Source organism: Pseudoalteromonas sp. SG45-1, from assembly GCF_014164135.1.
Classification (GTDB): Bacteria; Pseudomonadota; Gammaproteobacteria; order Enterobacterales; family Alteromonadaceae; genus Pseudoalteromonas; species Pseudoalteromonas distincta.
The window spans coordinates 1-1,913 of record NZ_JACJEP010000059.1 but is presented as its reverse complement, the minus strand read 5'-3'; the positions used below and the strand labels follow the sequence as shown (position 1 = coordinate 1,913).

Sequence of the window (1,913 nt, the reverse complement as noted above, 5' to 3'; positions counted from 1 at the left end):
TCGCCTCATCTAAATTCATCACACCAATAAATCGTAAGGTCCCCGTCTTGCATGACTGGCAAGGCCAATGGGGTATTAATCGTTCTTGCTCTACCTTCGGCTTCACCGCTTTGCATGGGGATGCTGATACTTGAGCCTTTATTAACCCTAACTTTCGCTTGCGACATGCATTAGCTAAAAAGCCATAGTGGCGAATGCGCATAAACCCTTTGGGCAATACATGTTGTAAGTAGCGCCGTAAAAATTCATCACAACTCAGAGTCATGACTTTATCGCGGTTGTTATCTGCATAATCGCGGTATTTAAAGCTCACTGTTTCTTCAGTCGCTGACACTAATCGCGATTCTGACATCACCCCTTTTCGGGTATAACGAGCAAGGTAACTCACTAGCTTTTCACTGTACGTTAAACAGGCTTTGCTATACACGCACCATTTGGTTGGTGTGCTTACCTTCGCGAATGAACTATCGCATTCATTGAGCACCGCGAGCATTTTCCCTCTAAACACTGTTGATAATGCTTTAACGGGGTATAAATAGCCTTTTTCTATTTCATGCCAGTGCGCTTTATCAAGCGCGCCTGCGGGTATCAAGCAATGCAGGTGGATATGCTGACTTAAGTTCTGCCCCCACGTATGCAGTACGCTTGTCATGCCTAGCTGGCCATGCCTCTTTCGTTTCGCAAACTTACACAGCGTTTGCCATGCGGCTTTAAATAAACATTGATACAGCGCGTTTGGGTTGTAGTGCGCAATGATATTTAACTCATGCGGGAGCGTAAAAACAAGGTGGAAATAGCGACACGATAATAAATCCTCTTGTTGTCTTTGCACCCATTTAGCCGTTGCCATACCTTGGCAACGTGGGCAATGCCGATCTCGACAGCTACATCCAATTTGTTGTACTTCACTACAGTTATCACATTGCCATGCTTGATAACCGAGCTGTCCCGTTCTGCATGATTGAAGGTGTTGGCAGACTCGTAACTGCTGATAACTCATTATGTGGTGCTGCCGATAATTCCCAAGGCCAGAATTTAAAATATCAGCGAGATGCAAGCCGCTCATTGGTTTCCCCAACTTGCGAGTAAATCAATACCACCATGCCCTAATTCAGGTAACCAGTGTAAGTAACTTTGTGTGGTTTTAATATCACTGTGACCAAGCTGATGTTGAAGTTGATGAAGCGGCATCCCTAACTCAAGTTGATGTGTTGCATAAGCATGGCGTAATACATGTGGATTACAGTGCTTTAAACCACACATTTGTGCATGTTTTTTCAATGCCTTTCTGAAGCTTGAGGGTGACATGGGTTTATCCATTAACCATCGTGAATAAAACATCCAGCCTGTTGGGTGATACATTTTCCAATAGCAACGTAATTGATTTAGCACGCTATCTGATACAACAACATAGCGTGACTTATCTCCTTTACCATGTTCAATTAAAATGGTTTTACGCTGTCCATCGATGTCTTGCACTTTGATGCGCAGCAGTTCGCCAATACGCAAACCACATCCATAACACACCACTATCAATGTTTTTAAGCGCATATCCGTGCAACTTTCTATAAGTCGTCGAATATCATCACGCGATAAATAAGTAGGTGCCCGAGGTTTTACTTTAGGCAAGGCTATGTCTAAGTTCAGTGGGCGGTGTAAAATATTCTTAAACAAAAACCAGATACTGTTTATTTGTATTTTTTGACTCGCTCTGGAGAGCTTGCGAATAGCGGGATCTTTAAAAAAGATATTCAGCTCATCATCAGTAATTAAATCGAGTGGTTTATTAAAATAATGGCTGAGTTTAAGCAAATGCTCGCAGTAGCTTTTACAGGTACTTTGTGAATAACCAAGATAGGCTATTTCAGTTTTGACTTGTTCAATGAGTGTATTCATGACTTACCTCCAAGTTA

General features: G+C 42.4%; 2 protein-coding genes. Both read right to left on the bottom strand.

Translation table 11 applies throughout. The annotated features are described in order from the left end of the window. Positions 1 to 1,066: IS91 family transposase (locus H5117_RS20330; protein ID WP_182739014.1), on the bottom strand; the 1,066-nt coding region annotated here is incomplete at its 3' end. Continuing rightward, positions 1,063 to 1,896 carry a tyrosine-type recombinase/integrase gene (locus H5117_RS20325; RefSeq protein WP_182739013.1) on the bottom strand — a complete coding sequence of 278 codons (834 nt, stop codon included), beginning with the start codon at positions 1,894 to 1,896 and terminating at the stop codon, positions 1,063 to 1,065. The genes H5117_RS20325 and H5117_RS20330, both read right to left, overlap by 4 nt. Positions 1,897 to 1,913 lie beyond the last annotated feature (17 nt).

Bases quoted from the DNA above. Each gene is read 5' to 3' on its own strand.
- H5117_RS20325 (WP_182739013.1), bottom strand. From the start codon at position 1,896: ATGAATACACTCATTGAACAAGTCAAAACTGAAATAGCCTATCTTGGT.